The following is a 15,059-nucleotide window of genomic DNA, read 5'->3' as shown; positions in this document are numbered from 1 at the left end:
GATTTCTACTTACCTTCCTCGTGCTTCTGGCAATCGGGACAAATGCCAAAGATAGCGATATGCTTCATAGCTGGTTCAAAACCATATTGCTTGCACACATTCTCGAACAGGGGGTCAAGGGACGAATCGGGAAGATCGAGCACCCGCTTGCAGTGGATACAAACGAGGTGATGGTGAGGATGATCCGCTATGTACTCGTAGACATGGCCCTCACCACCCAAATCCGTCTCAGCAACTAATCCGACCTGTTTCAACCATTGCAGGTTGCGGTATACCGTGGGAATAGTAAGGGTCGGGTATTGGGGTTTGAGGCGCTCCAGCACCTCATTTACCGTCATGTGGCCTGGACCGGTTTTGATGACCTCCAAAACTGCCAGGCGTTGCGGTGTCAGGCGATACCCTTTATGGCGCAGGCGGCGCGCCATTTCCCAGTGGTGGCTCACGATAGCGTCTCCGAGAATATCAGGTTGGTGATGCACCTGGAGCGCTGAGGCGCTCACGACAAGCCTCGTTGCAAGCAACGCCCCTGGGGCGACTCGAACGCCCGCACACGGCTCCGGAGGCCGCTGCTCTATCCTCTGAGCTACAGGGGCTGCAGCCCATTATAGTGTAGAAGCAGTCAGAACGCAAAATGCCGGATTGGCGTTGCGTTTTAACCAAGGGAAGGGCAACTGGAAAAGCCTCGGTTGGGCAATCACAAGCATTGTCCCTACAGATGCCAATGGGATGTAGGGGCGAATCTTGTACTCGCCCCCAATTGCAACCTTGCGTAGGTCTCATCGTCATTCTGAGGAGCGCAGCGACGAAGAATCTCTGCCTAATTGGGGCAGGGAAAGGGCAGCTGGAAAAGCCACCTTACGTAATCTCTCTTCCGCCCCTACATCGCTATCGCTGTTTCCATTTCCTTGGTATACTGACCGTAGCGCGCCGCACCATTGCACATGGCACGGTGGTAGAAGAGTTTTTGCGCCAGAGGGACGTTGGCAGCATCGCCCTTCCACGCTTTCAGCGGAGGATCCTGCAATGCTCGACCGTACGAGAAGCTCAACTCCCAAGGCGTATCGAACATGGCGTTCATGGCATTGAGATGCTCCGTGGCCTGCTCTGGGCTTTGCCCACCGGATAGGAAGACAATGCCCGGCACTGCCGCCGGTACCGTGCGCCGCAGGCAACGCACCGTTGCTTCTGCCACTTGTTCCACACTCGCTTGCTGGGGGCAATCCTTGCCCGAGAGGACCATGTTGGGTTTGAGCAGCGTGCCTTCCAACACGACGCGGTGCTCGTGCAAAGCGGAAAATACCGCCCACAGCGTAGCGGCAGTCGCTTCCTCGCAGCGCTCGATGGTGTGATCACCGTCCATTAGCACTTCCGGCTCGACAATAGGCACCAACCCCTGCTCCTGGCACAGTGCAGCATAGCGCGCCAGTGCATGCGCGTTCGCGGCAATACAGGCCATGGTGGGAATCCCAGGCCCAATGGTGATGACCGCACGCCACTTGGCGAACTTGGCGCCCATCCCACGGTATTCGATGAGCCGCTCGCGCAGTCCATCTAGGCCTTCGGTGATCTTTTCGCCTGGGAAACCCGCCATGTCTTTGGCACCCGTATCCACTTTGATGCCAGGAATGATGCCTTTTTGGGCTAATACCTGTGGAAACGGTGTGCCATCATCAGCCGACTGACGGATGGTTTCGTCGAACAGGATCACGCCACTGAGGTAGGCTTCAACGCCTGGCGTAGTGAACAGCATGTTGCGGTACGCACGACGGGTTTCTGGTGTGGAGGGGAGGTTCACACGCTGAAAGCGCTTGGTGATGGTGCCGGTGCTCTCATCAGCGGCCAGGATTCCTTTGCCCTTCGCCACAATGGCACGCGCCACTGCTTCCAATTCTTGGTATGCCATCTCTGCACCCCTTTCTCAGTATTCTTACCACAAAGGCACAAAGACACAAACGTTCTCATTTCCCCTGTGCCTTGGTGTCTTCGTGGCTCGCATTTACCGCAGAGAACGATGAGAAGAATTATGGTGTCCTCTGCAGTCTCAGCGTGCTCGGCGGTGACAGCCATATTTTACCACAAAGCCAAGAAAACGCAAGTTTTTCATATTCCTTGGTGTCTTTTGATACAGCCTCTGCGCTACCGCCTATTGCCAAAGCGGCTGGCTGTTGTCCAGCCAAAGTTATTGGAAACGCTCTGCGCGGACAACAGTCCGCACCAATGCTTACTTCCCTTTCTCTTCGGCTTGGATGTATTTCTCCGGGTCCTTGTCGAAGGCAACTTTGCAGCCCTTGGCACAGAAGTAGTAGGTCTTGCCCTTGTATTCCGATGTCGCGATTGCCTTCTCGGGATCGATCATCATCCCACAGACTAAGTCTTTGACTTTTTCCATGTTTTAATCCTCCTGTTTGAGTGATAAGTGACGAGTGATGAGTGATACGTATTGCGTGTCGCGTGATGTGCGGCAGGTTACCCCTTGTGCGATAGGCGCGTGGCAACGCCACCCAGAACGGCCAACAAGATAAGCGCCACGCCCAGCGTCAGGGCGATCAGGTAATTGCGCGCTATGATCGGCTCTATTTGGGGCAGGACGCCAGCCATCATATGGCCGAGCACTCCCGTCAGGCCACTTGCACCTCCAGGCAGGAGCAAGTTCTGCGCCTCTGTCGCGAGCGCCCCTAGCAAAAGGGAGAACACAGCACCCGGCAAGCTCGCCATAAACAGTACCACCCCTGGGCTGCCCAACCGCCCGAAACGGTAACTGAAGAAAATGAGCGGGATGAGCAGGAGCAGACAAATGCCTACCAATAGCAAAAGCGCACGACGTAGATTCTGATGGGTTTTTAACGTGAATAACTCCAGGATGCCAATTCCTCCAGCGAAGTTCTTCCGTATTTCAGGATCGCTTACCTGAGCGGTTAACCCAGTCACACCTTTGCGGTAAAGCGGCGTTGCCACCTGGCGAAAAGCATAAAGGCGTATCTGGCGTGGCGAAAGACCTGCTATGTCTTTTTCACGGATGACGATGGGCAAGCCCGGAATCGGCTGGAGCATTCCATCGGGGCTGGCGCGCAGCGCCTGGCGCATCTGAGCAATCTCGCTCTCGTCATCCAGGCCGCTGCGGCTGAACATGTTGGCAATCATGGTGGCCATGATGTCCGTAGCGGGACGCTCGGCAGTGATCTGGACGAGGTTGAACACTAGCAAGGCCAGGCTCAAGACGAAAACAAGGAGCAATCCTGTCACCCACTTGGCATCTACGTGCCAGTAGGGGCGCGTTTTACGCACATTTTCCTCTTTCATAGGTCCCTTCCTAGATAGAATTTTTACGGTGCGCTACAAGCCCAGCTCAGAGCGCACGCGGATGAAATTGAGCAAGTTATCGCGGGCGACCATGCCAAGCAGTTCATCCTCATCCAGGACAAGAAACTGATTGACGTCTTCCGTGGTCATGCGCTCCAGAATGACATCCAATTCGTCATCGGGATGGACAGTCTTGAGTTGAACACGTGGAATCATGACATCCTGCACGCGAGTGTGCCCCCAGGCTTGGCGAGGCACCTGGCTGATGCGGTGCAACGTCAGCAGACCGTAGAGCTGTCCCCCTTCCTGAACAGGGAAGCAGCGCCGTCCGCTGGGGAGAATGATCTCATCCACCAGCGTGTCCAGGGTCAAATGGGGAGGTATGAACTGGCACTCCGTGGTCATCACTTCGCGCGCTTTATGCCCAGCCAACATCTCGCGCAATGCCACGCGCTGATAGGAAGAAGTAGCCGCATGGTCCAGGAACCAGCCAATGAAGGCAATCCACAATCCGTTCACCCAATTGCCGCTGAAGAGTTGCACCACACCCACGAGGATAAAGCCATACGCCACCAAGCGCCCCAGGTTCGTGGCAATGCGCGTGGCCTGGCGTAGATTGCCGGTCACGGCCCAGACCAGGGCGCGGAAAATGCGTCCGCCATCCAATGGGAAGCCGGGGATGAGGTTGAACAACGCCAGCGAGAGATTGATTACAGCCAGCCAACTCGCCAACGCGTGGAGGTAGGGGCTGAAGGCACGACTCACCAGCCACACGAAGCCAGAGACCGCAGCAATCGCGAGGCTAGTCAATGGGCCAACCAGCGCCATCCAGAATTCTCCTCCGGCCGTTTGCGGCTCATCCGTGATGCGCGCAGCACCACCGAAGATGAACAAGGTAATATCTTTCACCGGCACCCCAGATGCCTCAGAGACTAGACTATGTGCCAGTTCATGGGCGAGAACCGAAGCGAAGAAAAGCACTGACGTCAGTGCTCCTATTACCCAATAGGCAGTCCTCGACCAGCCGGGATACGTGCCCGGGAAATACTGTCCAGCCAGCGACCAGGTTACCAGCACAAAAACAATGAACCAGGAATAGTCCACCCTGATTTCGATACCCAGGATACGACCGATGCGAACAGAACCACCAAACATCTTGTTATCCTCCTTGTGTAACTATCGTGGTGCATGATCACGTGACAAGTGAAGTTTTCACCACCTATACCGTTTCTGCTTTAATGTTTACTCGCCGCAAGAGGTTGGCGTTGCTGACTACAGTAACTGACGAAGTGGCCATCGCTATCTCGGCCAGCACGGGATGCATCCAACCCATCATCGCCAACGGGATCATGACCACGTTGTAGAAGAATGCCCAAAACAGGTTCTGCCTGATCTTGCGAAAGGTGGCTCGGCTGAGCTTCACAGCGCTCACAACGCCTGACAATTCACCCCGCACCAGTGTGACATCGCTGGCTTCGATGGCAATGTCGGTACCGGTGCCAATGGCGATGCCGACGTTGGCTTGCTTCAGCGCCGGCGCATCGTTGATGCCATCGCCGACCATCGCCACCAAGCCAAAGCGCTCCTGCAGCTTGCGAATCTCTGCCACCTTGCCGTCGGGCAGCACCTCGGCAAGCACGTGATCAATGCCCACCTGGCGCGCAATGGCCTCTGCCGTGCGGCGATTATCGCCGGTGATCATGGCAATCTGCACTCCCATCTGATGCAACTCGCGGATAGCCGCCACTGCGTCATCCTTAAGTGTATCGGCTACCGCAATAACGCCCATTGCCTCTAGCCGCTCATCACGGCTGACAGCCACGTACATGACGGTCTTGCCAGCTGCCTCTAGTTCCTCAGCTTTGGACAGCAATGCCGTAATGTCTGCCCCTTCCTCCTCCATCATGAGCCGCGATCCCACAAGCACACGCAGACCATCTACTCTGGCCATCACGCCTTTGCCACGCAACGCCTCGAATTCCTGTGGCGCACTAAAGGGCATTCCCTCGGCGTGAGCCCGTTCCACCACGGCGCGACCAAGGGGATGCTCACTGCCATATTCGGCGCTAGCCGCCAGGCGTAGCAACTCGCGGTTGTCGCCAACGACATCAGTAACTTCTGGTTTGCCCTTGGTGATGGTACCAGTTTTATCAAAAACGATAACCCTGACGTCTTTGAGCGTCTGGATTGCTTCGCCAGAGCGGATAAGGATGCCATTTTCGGCGCCTATGCCACTGCCCACCATCAAGGCAGTTGGTGTGGCTAAGCCTAAAGCACATGGGCAGGCAATGACTAGGACTGAAACGGTGGAGATAATGGCTAACGTGATCACGCCAAGGTCCGGGTTTACCCATGGCAAAAAGGCACCACGCACCAACAACGCGCGCATCACGCCTGGCACAATCATCCAAGCCAGCAACGTAGCAAGGGCGATGCTCATCACTACTGGCACGAAAATAGAGGTCACGCGGTCTGCAAAAGCCTGGATAGGGACTTTGGAGCCTTGTGCTTCGTCTACTAGGCGAATCACCTGTGCCAGGAAGGTATCCTTGCCCACGCGTGTCGCGCGTACCTTCAGCAAGCCCTCCTGGTTCACGGTCGCTCCGATGACTTCATCTCCAGGACGTTTGTTGACCGGCATGGACTCGCCCGTGGCCATGGATTCGTCCACAGCGCTTTCGCCTTCTACTACCACGCCATCGGTGGGTATCTTCTCTCCAGGGCGTACAACCATGATGTCGCCGACGACTACCTTTTCAATGGGCACTTCCACTTCTGCATCGTCTACCAGGACTCGTGCCGTCTTTGCTCCCAGCTCCAGCAACTTGCGGATAGCCTGCGAGGCGCGACCCTTGGCTGTCTCCTCTACATAGCGGCCAGTGAGATGGAAAGCCATGATCATTGCCGAGACCCCCGCATAGTTGGCGACTGGGATGAAGAAGGATGCCGGTCCGGTAAGGAGCGCTACGCCGGTGCCAAGGGTGATCAATGTGTCCATGTTGGCATAGCCATGCAACACGGCGCGGATGCCACTGCGGTAGGTACGCCGACCCACCCAAAACAGTACAGGCAACGCTAGCACTATCATTCCTAGATTAAAAAGCAAGTGGTTGGGCCACATAATCCCCCAGAACATCTCAGGCAACATCCATAGCAGCACGGGGATGGTGAACGCCCAGGCTACCAACATGCGGAAACGCGCTGCAGCCATTTTCTCTGCGACTTCATCCCGCTCTTCTTTCTGCTCCCCTTCCGTTGGCATCTCCAGCACTTCATAGCCCGCATCGGCTACTGCGCGGCGGAAATCCTCCATGCCGACCAAGCCCGGGATATACTCCACAGTCGCTCGTTCGGTAGCTAGGTTAACGTTTGCCTCCAGCACGCCATCGAGGCTGCGCAGCGCCTCTTCCACATGTGCTACACACGAAGCGCAAGTCATCCCGCCGATGGGCAAGATGACCTTTTCTGTCCCGACGTCGTAGCCAGCGTTGCGCACGGCCCTTACTATGTCTTCAGTTTTCGTCCGTTCAGGAGCAAAAGCTACTCTGGCCCGTTCGGTGGCCAGGTTCACGTTGGCTTCGCTTACTCCCTCTACTTCTTTCAAAGCCTCCTCGACATGCGCTGCGCAGGATGCGCAGGTCATGCCGCGGATGGGCAAAGTTGCTTGTTTGGGCACGATCGATCCTCCTTATATAAACAGCGTCACCGTTGATTCCCTTGCTTCCTGGATAAAACCTCCTACTCCGCCGCATTCGTCAATCCACTCCTGACGCAGGTCTTCGGGCTTGATGCCCATGATCTCCATGGTCATATCGCAGGCAATGACTTTGCCGCCTAGCTCTTTGAAATCGGCCATCAACTTTTCCAACGAAACCACGTTGGCTTTTTTCATGCGCTGCTTGATCATCCATTTTCCCAAGCCAAGGAGGTTCATCTTCGATAGCGGCCCTTTTTCCAGGCCGGCAGGAGGGAAGGCAAATGCCTTATCCTTGCGCAGGCGCTGCAAACCCCAGAAGGTGAAAAAGATGCTCGCTTCCATGCCCATGGCTAGAGCGCCATTAGCAATGATCAGTGCGCTATAGGCTTTATCCATGTCCCCACTGTGCAGGACAATGGTCAGTTTCTCATTGGTCTTCTTTTCTTCGTCCATTTTGCCTCCGTTCCCAGTAACTCGTTACATGCATGTAGAGCATGCCCTATCTCACCCGCGCACAGATTCTTCGCTGCCCCTTTGCAGTGCTCAGGGCAAAGCTCAGAATGACAATGGAGAAAAGTTCTTTGCTACGCTCAGAATAACAGCAGAAAGTTATGTAAGCATAGGGACCTCAGCAGCACCTATTGCTGCTAGCGCAGCAGGATGGTTGGTTAGATTCACAACATGATGACTGAGTAGATTCGCAACACGATGATTGGGCAGGTTCGCAGCACAAGGCTGCCCCCAGCCACTGCTTTCTCTTGCCCTTCAAGGCAGCATAGATCATTGCTGCAGCACAGCCTACGCCACTGTCCACCTTGATTGCGCCTGTTGGACAGTTGAGCTGACAGGCGCCGCATTCCATACAATCATCAGCGCGGAGCAACACGGCAACGCCGCTATCCAACCCAAATACGCCGTGCGGACAAACCTCGCTGCACAAGCCACAACCAATGCACAATTGCACATCATACTCCAAAGTATTCCATGCGGATGCGCGCATTATGCCCCTCCTAGTACCTGGAATAACTTGACTCCTAGGCTCAATGCAATACCCATGCCAAACATCCAAGCCATGAACGGGATATAGGTGAATATCTCACGCCTCACCCCACTCCGTGAAGTGATGGGAGTCGAGCCGGTGAAATTCAAAGCTAAGAAAGCGGTTACAGGCGGCAAGGCGAGCAAATAAGCTAAAGCAGCGCTCAGCCTGAGCCATGGCGATGTCGCTGTATGGCCATGGAATACGGCCAGCGCAAAGGGCAATGCCATTATCCCGCCTAGGATGAATCCCTTGCTGCTGAAATCGCTCGTTGGCAGCCAGGGCAGTAGGATCGGAAACAATACGACGCCGGCCAGAACTGCTGCCACAGCACTAGCCGCTGCCAGCCATCCGCTGAGGCCATACAACACAGCCACTACAATAAGCGTCGGCACAAACAAATGAACTACCTCCACCGGAATCAGCACCAAGCGGTCAACAAGCGTGAAGCGCACACGGCGCATTTCCTCTGTTGCCTGATGGTCCTTCAGGTACTGCGGCAGGTCTGCCGCCCTTACCGGGCCGTATTCGACTCTGAAGCCCGAACGCCTTCTTACCCCATGCGCCGAAACCCCCGCGGCACCTAACTGTGGCAAGATCAGAATGCGGTGTTTTACCACCCCCGACAAACGCACTGCCTCGATCCTCCGCACCAACTCATCTGTCCCGAAAGTGCCCTTACCTGCGGCACACCAGACATTGATGCCTTCTGTATCCAGTACCAGAATGTAGCCATCTGTGCCAGCCAATGCTGAACGCAAGGCATCGAAACTGAGCGTATAGTTGGCGGTAACAAAGACCGGCGAGTCCGGTGTAGGATGGCCAAGAGCATACAGCCCTGGCTCTACACGATGCCTACTGCGTTTCACGCCACAACGAGCCAAGAAGTGGTCCCAACGGTTCGCCCACGTGATCTCGCTGGTAACTGATCGTACAGGGATATCCGGGCTATTCTCTGGCATAGATTGACTCCAGGTATTCCAACAGCTTATGGAACTCCTCGTGCTTGCCAGGGCCAATGCGCTCGTGCTCGACTTGGGCAAATTGCTCTAACAGCTCTCTCTGTTTCTCTGCCGAGAGGTGCATGTCCGCCATACGGTAGAGGATATTGTCCTCCTTATTGATGTGTTGCCTGAGCAGGACAATGTAGCCCCGCGCATTGGTGACAAAATCAGACGCTGCTTTGCTCTCTCCCGCCTTATAGCGGGAAACAGCTCCGCTCATGCCTTTCACGTACTCACGCCCATGGGTATGCTCGATCAGCATGACGCCGATCGGCCCACCCTCTCTAGGGATGCCTGCCATTTCCATGGCTGGAAAGAGCAAATCTTCTTCCTTGCCATGGTGGCATTGGTCAGCAAAGACGCGAATGAACTCTAAGATGCGCTCCAAATGCTCCGCTTCTACCGCTTTTCCTGCCTCGAGCTTCTGACAGACTTCTTCTAAGATGTTCAGCGTTCTCTCGATGGCGCGATGCTCTTCCATCAACTGTTCAGTAGCTCTCATCGTCTCCTACCTAATGTCTAGCCCTGATTAGAACATGAACTGCACATACTGCATGATGAGCATTTCGTTCAGCGGGCCAAGATGTCGAGAACGAATCACGCCCTCGCGGTCAATGAAGAAACTTACCGGTATACCCTGCACACGGTATGCCCGCGTAACGTTTCCGTCCTCATCCAATAATATATGCATGGTCAACTTTCGTGCTTCTGCGAAAGCCTGTACCACTCCTTGTTTTTCTCCAATACTCACCGATAAGATGACCACATCCTGATTCCGATACTGTTCATGTGCCTTCTGCAGAGCGGCCCGCTCCGCGCGGCAATGCGGTCACCAAGTGGCCCAGAAATTCAGCAGGACTAGCTTTCCGCGCAGGTCGCTCAGCCTCACTTCTGCGCCGCCTAGCTCGCGAAGAGTGAAATCGGGAGCCCGTGCACCCTCGCGCGGCGCCACAGGCGGGTTCGAAGCCAAAGGCGTAGGCGTAGCTGCCCCCCCGCAGCCGGCCAGGACAAGAATCAGCACGGGGCCTATAATCAACAAACGCCAAGCTATCTGCATCGTTTTAGCCCTCAAAGTAGCTTTGCTGTAATGCTTTCAGTATTTCCTTCATCTTCCTTTTTCCCAGCATTCTGAATGATTATTAGCTCCCCATGATAAGTGTCATCGTTAGGCGGTTGCTCTTTGCAGAAAATAGCCCTGTGTTTTTCTCAGTATTTGGGTAGCAGTTACCATTACAGGCACTTCGATCAACGACCCCACAACCATAGCCAATGAAGCTCCAGAACCCAAGCCAAACACAACCATCGCCGTACCGATAGCAACTTCGAACTGTGTACTGGACCCTATCAGAGCAACCATCACTGCATCTTCGTAGCGATAGCGCAGCAGCCTAGCAACCAGATATGTGCTGCCAATCATAAGTACAAAATGCAGGAAGATAGGCACGACGATCTGTACAACAATTAAAGGATACTCCAGGTGCATCTGCCCCTCCGATGAAAACATGAGCACTAACATTCCCAAGAGGGCTGCTTCAGACAATTTGTTCGCCACGGGCAGAAACTGAACAGTAAACCACGATTCACCTTTTAATCATCAGGCGTCGTGACCCTTGTCCAACGGCTAAAGGCAAGCCAACGAACAAAAGCACGCTGAGGGTCACTAAAGAGAATGGCACAGGCACGCCTCCTACCCCTAGATAAAATGTGGCAAGAGGAGCGTATAACAGCAGGGTGGATACTGCATTGATGGCAGTAATCTCAATGCCCTGAACCACGTTACCCTGTGCAAAGGCTATCCAGAATAGCACCATCCCTGTGCAGGGCGCAAGGCCTAACAAGATTGTCCCGGCCCTAAAGTCAGGATTGTGCAAAAAGAGCCGCGCCAAAAGCACCATTAAAGGTGGTGCGACGATCCAGTTGGCGATCAGAGTCAGCAGTGTCGGGCCAACATTGCGCACAGCATGAGTTAGCTCCTCTAACCTAACCTTAGTCATCGTTGGATACATCAGGAAGAACATCAGCACAGCAATAGGAACGGATACCTCTCTAATACGCAGCGAATTGAGGCTGACCACTGCTTCGGGGAAAAGCTTTCCCAAAGCCAGCCCAACAACTCCACAAAGAACGATCCAGACATAAATGTACTTTTCAAAACGGCCAAGTGCTACCTGAGTTCCTCTATTCATCGGTGATTCCTCATTGTTAAATTAAACGCATAGAACTAGTCCTATGCTGATACCTGCTCTAAGAGCGATTACCTTCTCCGCCATCAACGTCGAATGCGGATGGTCCAATCGGTGTCCGAGCCCTGAACGCTCAGCAATTCTGCCTGCAGCGCCTTAACAGCCATGGGGATCTCTTTTTTCGATGCCGGGTGCGTGCCCAGCACTTCGATGATGTCACCTGGTGCAGCTTTTCGCAAAGCTTTGCGCACTTCCACCAAAGGCACCGGGCATGTCTGCCCACGGCAATCCACCACGATGTTGGCCACAGGATACTCGGGGCTTTGTGTGTCAACTCCAGTCTCGGTCATGTTCATCCTTTCACTACTAGCCGACGAATTCCACTTCGACCTGTTTGACATCCCACAGGTGCTGGATCTTTTCCAAAATCTCTTCACGGATGTTGGCAGCGAACTGATGGTCCGATGGCAAGTCTATAGCAATACGGACTACTCCGTCTTGGACTTGGATGTCCTTGACCACCTTTGTACGCACCAAATCCAACCCAACCACGGGGTTCATCACATGCTTCAGGCGTTTTTGCACCACCTCGATAGTAGTTGGCTGCCGTTCTTTGACCAGGCCGTGCTTTTCCTCATAATTCTCGATGGCTGCCAGCAATCCATCCACGGCCAGGATAGAGCAATGGGTTTTGATGGGTGGCAAGCCGCCCAAAGCCTCTGAAGCCTGTTGCCACGTAATCTGCTTGGCTTCATCCAACGTTTTGCCCTTGGCCAATTCTGTGATGATGGAGCCCGTCGCGATGTTCGAAGCGCAGCCATAGGATTCAAACTTGATGTCCTCGATGCGCTTAGTCTCTGGGTTCACTTTCAGGTAGACTGCCACCATATCACCGCAGGCGGGACTGCCCTCGATCGCCTTGGCATCCGGGTCTTCTATTCGCCCCACATTCTTGGGGTTACGAAAATGTTCCATTACTTTCTCACTATATGGTAAAGGCATAGTACCTCCTTACTTACGCCTTACGTTTTGCATGTTACGTAAAGTATCAGGCGAAGAGTGGGGAGCAGGTTGGACGCTTCCCGCTCTCAGCATTCTACTCCTTGCCACGCTCACCCAATTGATGGTCAAGCATGAGCAGGGCCTGACCTTTTTCTCCAGCCATCTTGAGCGTTTCAACGATCTGCGAGGCGTTCTTCTCCTCCTCGACTTGCTCATTGATGAACCACTGCAACATAACCTGAGCAGGATAGTCCTTCTCAGCGATGGCTAGCTCATAGAGTTTGTTGATCAGAGCGGTCACTTTCTGCTCGTGTTCCAACGTGTTTTCGAACACAGCAAGCGGCGATTTGAACTCCACTGGTGGTTGGTCAATAGTTTGAAGCACTACGCGGCCACCACGGTCAACAATGAAATCGAAGAACTTGAGCGCATGTGCCTGCTCTTCTGCAGCCTGCAAGCGCATCCAATGCGCAAAACCAGGCAGATTGTTCGCCTCGAAATAGGCCGACATTGAAAGGTACAAATATCCAGAATACAGCTCGTTCTTTATCTGCTCGTTCATCGCTTCCTGCAATTTTTTGTTTAACATCTTCTCCTCCTCACAGTTTTTTACGTTTTACATTTCACTTTTCACGCTTTTTCCGTTTTTACGTATTGCGTCATTCTTTGCCCAGTGGGCTGATTTCCCGCAGTGCGGTGATCACCTCGGTAATTGCCTCGGCCACGGCTCCAACATCCTCAGGCTTGTTGAAGCGGCCAAAAGTGAAGCGCACCGAGCCGTGTGCCCTTTCGTGATTGCCGCCAATGCCCAGGATGACATGGCTGGCCTCCAGCGAACGGCTGAAGCAGGCTGAACCCGTGCTCACGGCAAAACCGCGCATGTCCAAATGCAGCAAGATGGACTCACCCTCGACAAAGCGGAAAGAGATATTCGCATTCTGCGGCAGGCGCAGCGTCGGGTGGCCATTGAGCCGGGAGTAAGGCACCTGCAATAGCCGCTGCATCAGATCATCGCGCATTGCCTGCAGCCGCACCGTTTCCTCCGGCGTGACCAACTCTACTGCCTTGGCAAAGCCTACGGCACCAGGGATGTTCTCCTCCCCGGGGCGTAAGTTGAACTCCTGAAAACCGCCATCCATCCACTTTGCCAGCGGTGTCCCTTGGCGTACGTAAAGTCCGCCGATGCCCTTAGGGCCATGGATGAGATGCGCCGTTACCGTGATCAGGTCCACTGGAACCTCCCTCACATCCAGCGGCACGCGGGGAAAGCTGTGTGTCGCATCGGTGTGAAACAACACTCCACGGTCGTGACAAATCTGTGCAATAGCTCGCACATCTTGCAGCGTGCCAATCTCCTGATTAGCAGCCTGGATGGAAACCAGGATCGTTTGCGGGGTAATGGCTGCCCGCAATTGGTCTAAATCCACCCGCCCAAACTCGTCCACCTCCAGATACGTTACGCGAAAGCCCTGCTTTTCTAGAGCTCGCGCGCTGTGCAAGACGGGAAAATCCTCAATGCGCGTGGTGATAATGTGCTTGCCCTTTTTCTCGCCCAGAGCCATCGCCACGCCCTTCAAAGCCATGTTGCTCGATTCAGTGCTGCCCGACGTGAAGATGAATTCTTCAGGTGCTGCACCAAGTGCCGCTGCGATCCTCGCACGAGCCTCATCCAGGGCGTCTTTTGCCTCTATGCCTGGCGAATAGCCAAATTGCGAAGTCGCCACGGCATACTTCTCAAAGAAATAGGGCTTCATCGCCTCTAGAACATGCTCATCCAACCGTGTAGTGGCGGCATTATCAAGATAGACGAAATCATCCATCCTCTGTCTCCTTCGCTATAACATCTTGTTTTTGTGTTAGACAGCATTGTTCATCCACGAATGCCACTCTCACCTGCTCAATCCCATTGAGCATCATCACCCGACGCTGGATTTGATCCGAAAAATACTCTATGAAAGGGCATTCGGACTCTGGGAGTGCCAAACGCACCTCCACTTGGTTTTCACGCACTGCTACATCGTGCACAAACCCCAGGTCAACCAGACTAAGCCCTACCTCAGGATCAATCACCTCACGCAATGCGGCTTGGACCCGTTTCATCAGCTCCGCTTCTTCCAGTGTCAGTCGTGGCTTTCTGGCTATCACTTCTGGAGCAAGCTGTGCCAGCTTCTTCTCCATCTCGCGCACCCGTTCCTCGAGGCGGCTCTGCCGCTCGAATGCTTCACTGATCGCTTTCACCACTGGGTCAGGCAGTCTCCCATGCTCCAAATCCACCCCGGTCCGTGTAGGCTCTAGCTGGCCTACCAACCGCGCTGGCACGCCCACTACTGTGGCGCCGGCCGGCACAGAACGTACAACCACCGAGCCTGCGCCGATGCGGGCATTGTCTCCTATGGTAATGGGTCCCAACACAACAGCCCCTGCGCCAATGACGACATTGTTGCCAATCGTTGGATGGCGCTTTCCTTTCTGCAGACTTGTGCCACCCAAAACCACTCCCTGGTACATCAGCACGTCATCGCCAATCTCCGTCGTCTCTCCAATGACCACACCCATACCATGGTCAATGAAGAAGCGTCTTCCGATGCGCGCTCCAGGATGGATCTCGATGCCCGTTAGCCAGCGATTGATGTGCGAAACCAAACGACCCAGAAAGAGAAACCCGTGTCTCCAGAAGAAGTGTGCCACGCGATGTAGCCACACTGCATGCAAACCCGGGTAACAGAACAGAACTTCCCACACCGTCTTGGCGGCGGGGTCCTTATCAAAGACAACTTGGATATCTTCACGAATACGTGCTAGCACAGGTGCTACAGGTTGTGTATCCCGCATCG

Annotated in this window: 19 protein-coding genes and 1 tRNA gene; all 20 read right to left on the bottom strand. The window is 54.4% G+C overall.

All coding sequences use genetic code 11. The features are described 5' to 3' along the window. Positions 1–5 precede the first annotated feature (5 nt). A complete protein-coding gene (locus H5T67_09635) occupies positions 6–500 on the bottom strand; it encodes a transcriptional repressor (GenBank protein ID MBC7245573.1) in 495 nt (164 codons plus the stop codon). A 21-nt stretch (positions 501–521) separates the two neighbouring features. Continuing rightward, a tRNA-Arg gene (locus H5T67_09630) sits at positions 522–593 on the bottom strand. Between the two features lie 284 nt (positions 594–877). Continuing rightward, positions 878–1,903: a fructose-bisphosphate aldolase class I gene (locus H5T67_09625; protein ID MBC7245572.1), complete on the bottom strand. Its 1,026-nt coding sequence runs from the start codon at positions 1,901–1,903 to the stop codon at positions 878–880. A gap of 318 nt (positions 1,904–2,221) precedes the next feature. After that, positions 2,222–2,389: a YHS domain-containing protein gene (locus H5T67_09620; protein MBC7245571.1), complete on the bottom strand. Its 168-nt coding sequence runs from the start codon at positions 2,387–2,389 to the stop codon at positions 2,222–2,224. 77 nt (positions 2,390–2,466) lie between these two features. Next, entirely contained in the window at positions 2,467–3,300 is an 834-nt protein-coding gene (locus H5T67_09615) for a hypothetical protein (protein MBC7245570.1), read from the bottom strand. A gap of 33 nt (positions 3,301–3,333) precedes the next feature. Then, positions 3,334–4,455 carry a site-2 protease family protein gene (locus H5T67_09610; protein ID MBC7245569.1) on the bottom strand — a complete coding sequence of 374 codons (1,122 nt, stop codon included), beginning with the start codon at positions 4,453–4,455 and terminating at the stop codon, positions 3,334–3,336. A gap of 64 nt (positions 4,456–4,519) precedes the next feature. Further along, positions 4,520–6,979, bottom strand: coding sequence for a copper-translocating P-type ATPase (locus H5T67_09605; GenBank protein MBC7245568.1), 2,460 nt, complete (start codon positions 6,977–6,979; stop codon positions 4,520–4,522). Between the two features lie 9 nt (positions 6,980–6,988). Beyond that, on the bottom strand, positions 6,989–7,450 hold the full coding sequence (locus H5T67_09600) for a DsrE/DsrF/DrsH-like family protein (GenBank protein MBC7245567.1): 462 nt from the start codon (positions 7,448–7,450) through the stop codon (positions 6,989–6,991). A 175-nt stretch (positions 7,451–7,625) separates the two neighbouring features. Continuing rightward, positions 7,626–7,997 carry a 4Fe-4S binding protein gene (locus H5T67_09595; protein ID MBC7245566.1) on the bottom strand — a complete coding sequence of 124 codons (372 nt, stop codon included), beginning with the start codon at positions 7,995–7,997 and terminating at the stop codon, positions 7,626–7,628. Continuing rightward, positions 7,997–8,998 carry a carbon monoxide dehydrogenase gene (locus H5T67_09590; GenBank protein ID MBC7245565.1) on the bottom strand — a complete coding sequence of 334 codons (1,002 nt, stop codon included), beginning with the start codon at positions 8,996–8,998 and terminating at the stop codon, positions 7,997–7,999. The genes H5T67_09595 and H5T67_09590 overlap by 1 nt, the downstream gene beginning before the upstream one ends. Beyond that, positions 8,985–9,542: a hemerythrin domain-containing protein gene (locus H5T67_09585; GenBank protein MBC7245564.1), complete on the bottom strand. Its 558-nt coding sequence runs from the start codon at positions 9,540–9,542 to the stop codon at positions 8,985–8,987. The genes H5T67_09590 and H5T67_09585 overlap by 14 nt, the downstream gene beginning before the upstream one ends. A 27-nt stretch (positions 9,543–9,569) precedes the next feature. Continuing rightward, the gene (locus H5T67_09580) at positions 9,570–9,842 is read right to left on the bottom strand and encodes a TlpA family protein disulfide reductase (GenBank protein ID MBC7245563.1); all 273 of its coding nucleotides are present in this window, start codon (positions 9,840–9,842) and stop codon (positions 9,570–9,572) included. A gap of 27 nt (positions 9,843–9,869) precedes the next feature. Next, positions 9,870–10,097, bottom strand: a complete 228-nt coding sequence (locus H5T67_09575) for a redoxin domain-containing protein (protein ID MBC7245562.1) — start codon at positions 10,095–10,097, stop codon at positions 9,870–9,872. Positions 10,098–10,205: 108 nt separating this feature from the next. Then, positions 10,206–10,523, bottom strand: coding sequence for a hypothetical protein (locus H5T67_09570; protein MBC7245561.1), 318 nt, complete (start codon positions 10,521–10,523; stop codon positions 10,206–10,208). A gap of 97 nt (positions 10,524–10,620) precedes the next feature. Continuing rightward, a complete protein-coding gene (locus tag H5T67_09565; GenBank protein MBC7245560.1) occupies positions 10,621–11,226 on the bottom strand; it encodes an arsenic resistance protein in 606 nt (201 codons plus the stop codon). A gap of 83 nt (positions 11,227–11,309) precedes the next feature. Continuing rightward, a complete protein-coding gene (locus H5T67_09560; GenBank protein MBC7245559.1) occupies positions 11,310–11,531 on the bottom strand; it encodes a sulfurtransferase TusA family protein in 222 nt (73 codons plus the stop codon). A 58-nt stretch (positions 11,532–11,589) separates the two neighbouring features. Next, on the bottom strand, positions 11,590–12,225 hold the full coding sequence (locus H5T67_09555) for an iron-sulfur cluster assembly scaffold protein (GenBank protein ID MBC7245558.1): 636 nt from the start codon (positions 12,223–12,225) through the stop codon (positions 11,590–11,592). Between the two features lie 94 nt (positions 12,226–12,319). Continuing rightward, positions 12,320–12,814 carry a ferritin gene (locus H5T67_09550; GenBank protein ID MBC7245557.1) on the bottom strand — a complete coding sequence of 165 codons (495 nt, stop codon included), beginning with the start codon at positions 12,812–12,814 and terminating at the stop codon, positions 12,320–12,322. A gap of 70 nt (positions 12,815–12,884) precedes the next feature. Next, positions 12,885–14,045: a cysteine desulfurase gene (locus H5T67_09545; GenBank protein ID MBC7245556.1), complete on the bottom strand. Its 1,161-nt coding sequence runs from the start codon at positions 14,043–14,045 to the stop codon at positions 12,885–12,887. After that, positions 14,038–15,057, bottom strand: a complete 1,020-nt coding sequence (cysE, locus tag H5T67_09540; GenBank protein MBC7245555.1) for a serine O-acetyltransferase — start codon at positions 15,055–15,057, stop codon at positions 14,038–14,040. The genes H5T67_09545 and cysE overlap by 8 nt, the downstream gene beginning before the upstream one ends. Between the last annotated feature and the right edge of the window lie 2 nt (positions 15,058–15,059).

The sequence above is a fragment of the Chloroflexota bacterium genome, from assembly GCA_014360905.1.
In the GTDB taxonomy this organism is placed as follows: domain Bacteria; phylum Chloroflexota; class Anaerolineae; order UBA2200; family UBA2200; genus JACIWX01.
Note: the sequence above shows the minus strand (reverse complement) of the source record. Positions and strands in the feature narration are given on the sequence as shown.